Origin of the sequence: Exiguobacterium sp. A1_3_1 (assembly GCF_048985645.1) — a bacterium.
In the GTDB taxonomy this organism is placed as follows: domain Bacteria; phylum Bacillota; class Bacilli; order Exiguobacteriales; family Exiguobacteriaceae; genus Exiguobacterium_A; species Exiguobacterium_A indicum.
Genome location: NZ_WBYY01000197.1, coordinates 1 through 5,561, shown reverse-complemented (window position 1 = coordinate 5,561; position 5,561 = coordinate 1). Strand labels below are relative to the sequence as shown.

The window sequence follows — 5,561 nt, the reverse complement described above, 5'->3', positions numbered from 1 at the left end:
ATTGGGGACGTTAACGCTACCTGCAATGTCTGCAAGATTTGTTCCCCGTTCATAAGTTGTAACGGAAGCGTTCCGAGTTGAATCGCCTGTTCATATCCGTTTCGAATCAAAAACAATCCTGTCATCCTATTTTCGTTCTTCTCGTTCCAAACATTCATGACATTGACTTCTTCATTCTTCAACGTCGGGGTTGAATAGAATGTCTGACGTACACGTCGCGCTTCAGCATTAAGGAAGTCCGGTGGAATCTCGAGATCATGCGTCTCTTCTAAACTAAATAAGAGACTAATCTTTTCCGGGAAATTTTCTTCTTCCGTTAAGAAAAGTTCTTCCTCGGAAAAATCAAGCCAACATGGCATACTACTCATCGGTACGAACTCCGGAATATCTTCCGTCGTCAAAACCTTTCTGCCAATCAGACGATTGGCTTCGTCTAATACGAGTAACGGAAGACCGTCTACATGAAAACTATTTTCTAATGTATTTCGAAACAACGCGACGATTGAAATCGGCGAGGAGGATAGGTCCACTTGCAGCGCTTCGACGGACAGTTGATTTAACTCCAAGTCTGGCAATTGATTAGCATGGTAACGGAAAAGATATTCATCTTCTTTCTCGATCAACATATCTTCTGTAAAAATCAATCGAGGCTTATACAGTCCTGTATTTTCTGGTGTCTCTGCTTCTAAAATGATTTGTTTTCTGCGATTAAACATCTAACTCCATCTCCTCGATTTCTTCATCTAGCATGATATATTCGGACAATCGTTGTAAGACATAGGCAACGGGATACTCGATTTCAGCAATCGTGTAGTTAAAGATTTCAAAGCCTTCCTTTTCGTACATCCGAACAGGCTGTTCCTGACCGTAACTCCGAAGATGAATGCCTTCTTTTAGCGTATTCATCGTCGTCAAATGTTCCGTCCAGTGCTCTTCGATCGATGCCAATAGCTGATCTCGGATCAGCTCGTCTACCGCAGGATTCTTTAGTTCCTCTATCCATTTTTCACGACGAGCGGAAACAATGTTCACATAATACGCTTTGACCTCTTCCGGCTGTTCTAAATCATCTGGAAGTGGTACTTCGTCGTTTAGTAATTCGTCCATCGCGAACTGGAACTCTTCCTTTGGCCACTCTTCCGGTACGAGTTCTGCAGATAGATAACGATCCACGATACGTTCGACCGTCCGCTCGACCATTGGTAGTACCATATCTTGAATGTCTTCTGCATCGAGTACTTGGTTCCGGATCGCATAGATGACAAGACGGTGCTGATGAAGGACGTCATCGAGTTTAACAAGTTCCTCTCGAATCGAATAACCTGTCCCCTCGCATGTTTCTTGCGCATAGCTCAATAATGCTTGTGCTTCTTTTAACGTAACCGCTTCATGCTGACTCGTCTTCACTTTTTTCAAGACTTTCTCCAGTCGATCCTTTGCAAAACGCCGGACGAGGTCATCTTCGAGTGATACGATGAATTGACTTTTACCTGGATCTCCTTGACGTCCTGAACGTCCTCTTAGCTGGTTATCGATCCGAACCGACTCATGACGCTCGGTACCGATGACAAACAACCCACCTGCTTCTTTCGCAATCTCATCCAACGTAATATCTGTTCCTCGACCTGCCATGTTCGTCGCGATCGTAATGCGTCCGTGTTGTCCGGCTTCACGAATGATGTCAGTTTCTTGGTCGACCGTCTTTGCATTCAGGATTTGATACGGTAACTGATGTGTATCTAAAGCTTCAGCTACAGCAAATGATTGTTCGATGGACGTCGTTCCGATCAATACGGGTTGCCTTCTTGCATGTGCTTCCTTCGTCGCACGCGCCACAGCTTCATATTTCTCCTCTTTCGTTGCGTAAATGATGTCAGAAGAATCTTCACGGAGTTTCGGGCGATTGGTCGGGACTTGTACGACATCCATTCCGTATGTCTTTAAAAGCTCTTGTCGTGAAGTTTGTGCCGTACCTGTCATGCCTGAAACAAGCTCGTACATCCGGAAATAATGTTGGATCGTAACTTGGGCCGTCGTTTTATTTTCTTCCGTAATGTCAATGCCTTCTTTTGCTTCAATGGCTTGATGGAGCCCATCCGACAAACTTCGTCCTTCCATGATGCGTCCTGTAAATAAATCAACCAACTCGATTTTCCCATCTTTTACGATGTAATCAACGTCTCGTTTCATGACGATGTGAGCACGCAAGGCTTGAACCATGTAATGATAAAGTACTTGATGCTCAGCTGCGAAGAGATTATCGATGGCGAAGTTCTCTTCGATGATCGAAATTCCTTTATCCGTAAGCGAAACTGCTTTGATCTCTTCGTCGTATTCGTATGCATCCGTAGGAAACTTTGATACGATCAGCTTCGCGACGGTTTGTAATCCTTCGTGCACCGAGCCCTTACCTGCCATGATGAGTGGTGTTTTTGCTTCGTCGATTAAAATACTATCGACTTCATCGATGATGGCAAAATGATGTTTTCGTTGTACACGGTCTTCCTTCCGATTGACGAGATGATCTCGCAAGTAGTCGAAGCCAAATTCTGTACCGACTCCATATGTAATATCTGCGCCATAGGCCGCACGTTTCTCATCAGGTGACAGATCAGGAACATTTAGTCCGACTGTTAAACCAAGAAAACGGTGAATTTCTCCGATCTGATCCACGTCTCGTCGTGCCAAGTAGTCATTGACGGTGATGACATGAACCCCTTTACCACTTAAGGCTTTTGTAAAACTCGGTAACGACGCGACTAATGTTTTTCCTTCCCCCGTCGCCATTTCTGCGATATGACCGTCTAGTAACGCAAGACCACCAATCAATTGAACATCGTAATGACGCATGCCTAACGTACGAACACTTGCCTCTCGGACAAGAGCAAATGCCTCCGTCTTTAGTTGATCAATCGTCTCACCGGCTTCGATGCGTTCCTTTAGGTGGATTGTTTGATTTTTTAATTCATCATCCGTCATCGCTTGATAACGACTTTCTAACGCATTGATTTCTTTTACGATTTTCATATAGTTCTTCAGTCGCTTAGACTGTTCGTTGAATGTATTTTTTACGAGTTGAAGCACTGTTTTTCTCCTCTCCCCACGTCCACGTGACGTCAGGTCCGACAATTTTTTCATCTACGTATCCATTATATCAGTTAAAAAATGGAACAGAAGAGATAAAAACCATTTTTAAGAAAATCATTTACTTATTTTAAAAATAAATCTTTATTTTGGAATTCATTCAACAAAAAAAACGCCTTTCTTTAAAAAAGAAACGACGTTTTTTGAAAAAACTACATAAAAATCGGAACTTCTGCCGATGAATCATATGTATAGATTCCACGACCCACTTTTTGAATCGCCGGGTTTGCCTGTTCAACTTTTGCCATGAGCTGATAAATGTTACTGATTTGGTGACGATAACGAAGTTCGAGTTCCATCTGAATATCTCGTGCTGACATCGACTCGCGTTCGCGCATCAAATCACTGATTTGGTGTACGTAAACTTCCAGTGGATATCGCTGATTCACTCTTCGTTGTTTCAATGGACGCTCTAGTGCAACAGAAACTTCCTGTGCATGATCTTGATTCGTTCGACTTAATTCAGCTACTAAGTACTCTGCTCTTCGTTGAAGACGGCGATATTCTTCTTCGATTTCCATCAGCTCTCTGTAAATATGTTCATTCGGATCCATACTTTTTACCTTCTTTCTTGTATTGATGACACAATAATATTTCAATTATGTTTCAATTGTATGTTTTTTGAAATAATATTACCATTTATTTACCTTTTTGTTATATGATTTCTATGTTATTTTAATTTTTTTGTAATATTGGCAATTTTTTATCTGTTGCTGATTTCCATTTTTATCTTAACAGAAAGGAGCGAATCTAGAACATAAAATTATTGTTTTTAATATATAATTTTAAATCTTTCTTCATTTTGTCATTTTTATATCCTGTTTTACAATACTAAATTTAAAAGGAGAGCACACTATGCCTACTAAAACTTCCGTCTTGATCGCAAGTATTGCTTCGGCCGTACTTTTCACGGTAGCCGCCCCAACACCCGAGGCATCTGCTGCTTCTATCACGAAAGCTACTTATCAAACAACAGATGCACTGAATCTTCGCGCTTCTGCTACTACTTCCTCTAAAAAATTGTTGACGATCCCTAAAGGAAAATCAGTCGTTTCTTCGTATAAAACAGGAAACTGGTACAAAGTATCTTACAGTTCTAAGACGGGTTATGTCTCAGGAAGTTACTTGAAGAAGAAAGCGGCCGTTAAAGCTAGTACTGTCGGTACATCCTTTACGAAGACGAACTACACGACGACGGATTCGTTGAGCCTTCGTAAGTCTGATTCTGCTGCTTCGACTAAATTATTGACGATTCCTAAAGGAACAACACTTTCCTCTTCTTACAAGAAGGGAAGCTGGTATAAAGTATCTTACAAATCAAAAACCGGTTATGTTGCTGGTTCTTACTTGAAAAAGAAAGCGGTCGTCACAGCAAGTGCTACCGGTACGACATTCGCGAAAACGAACTACATTACGTTGGACGCATTGAATTTACGTACATCGAATTCTGCTACCTCAGCTAAACTATTAACGATTCCTAAAGGAAAGATCGTTACCTCTTCGTATCGGAAGGATAACTGGTACCAAGTGTCTTACGGTAGTAAAAAAGGCTATGTCTCAGGAAGTTACTTGAAGAAAACGACATCTTCTTCTGCTTCTTTACCACCTGTCGGATCTGCAGCTGATTATTCAGGTACGACGATGTATGTTCTCGTTCCTTTTAATGATTCATTGACATTACGGTCTGGTGCAAGTTCGATCAGCCCTTCTATCGGTACACTGCCACGTGGTTCCGTTGTTACGGTAACGAATGCTTTACATAAGACAAAAGGATTCGTCGCTGTCAAAACATCTGATGGACGTTATGGATATGTCGAAGCGACGTATCTCTCGCTCTTCCAGCCTTCTATGTCTGCTCGTCCACTCGTCGTCTTAGATCCTGGGCATGGTGGACATGATGTTGGTGCCGCACGATACGGTATTTATGAACGTGATATCGTCATGTCAGTCGCTAAACTCGTAGCCGAGCGCCTATCTAAAACAGTCGATGTGAAGTTGACACGTTATACGAATGATTACTATCCTTCGTTAACAGATCGTAGCGTCATCTCGAACGCCCATAAGACAAACATCTTCGTCAGTATCCATATTAATGCTGCATCTTCAACAAGTGCTTATGGCGCTGAAAACTTCTATTACAGAGGTAATGCATCTGTTGCTCTATCACGAAATCTCCAAAACAATCTTGTTAACTCGATTGGATTACGTGATCGTGGTATTAAATTCGGGAACCTCGCTGTTCTTCGCGGTACGAATGCACCCGCTACATTAACGGAACTTGGTTTCCTATCCAATGCTAATGACCGGGCGAAACTCGTTTCTCCTTCTTATCAGCAACGCTATGCTGATGCAGTAGCAAACGCGATTCTTTCTTCCCTCTAACCAAAAAATAACGCTCAGCCGAATCATACGGCTGA

The 5,561-nt window shown here is 42.1% G+C and carries 4 protein-coding genes; 1 reads left to right on the top strand and 3 read right to left on the bottom strand.

Going from position 1 to position 5,561, the window contains the following annotated elements:
* The 3 genes from F8N00_RS15835 to F8N00_RS15825 form a co-directional block, all read right to left on the bottom strand.
* On the bottom strand, positions 1 to 716 hold a 716-nt coding region (locus F8N00_RS15835; RefSeq protein ID WP_421018548.1), incomplete at its 3' end, for an SLAP domain-containing protein.
* Positions 709 to 3,084 (bottom strand): accessory Sec system translocase SecA2, encoded by a 2,376-nt coding sequence (gene secA2 / locus F8N00_RS15830; RefSeq protein WP_410756196.1) that lies wholly within the window; start codon positions 3,082 to 3,084, stop codon positions 709 to 711. The genes secA2 and F8N00_RS15835, both read right to left, overlap by 8 nt.
* A gap of 212 nt (positions 3,085 to 3,296) precedes the next feature.
* Positions 3,297 to 3,698: a hypothetical protein gene (locus F8N00_RS15825; protein ID WP_023469307.1), complete on the bottom strand. Its 402-nt coding sequence runs from the start codon at positions 3,696 to 3,698 to the stop codon at positions 3,297 to 3,299.
* 301 nt (positions 3,699 to 3,999) lie between these two features.
* On the opposite strand from F8N00_RS15825, the gene F8N00_RS15820 reads away from it, so the two are divergent.
* Positions 4,000 to 5,526 (top strand): N-acetylmuramoyl-L-alanine amidase, encoded by a 1,527-nt coding sequence (locus tag F8N00_RS15820; RefSeq protein WP_041255198.1) that lies wholly within the window; start codon positions 4,000 to 4,002, stop codon positions 5,524 to 5,526.
* The last annotated feature ends 35 nt before the right edge of the window (positions 5,527 to 5,561 follow it).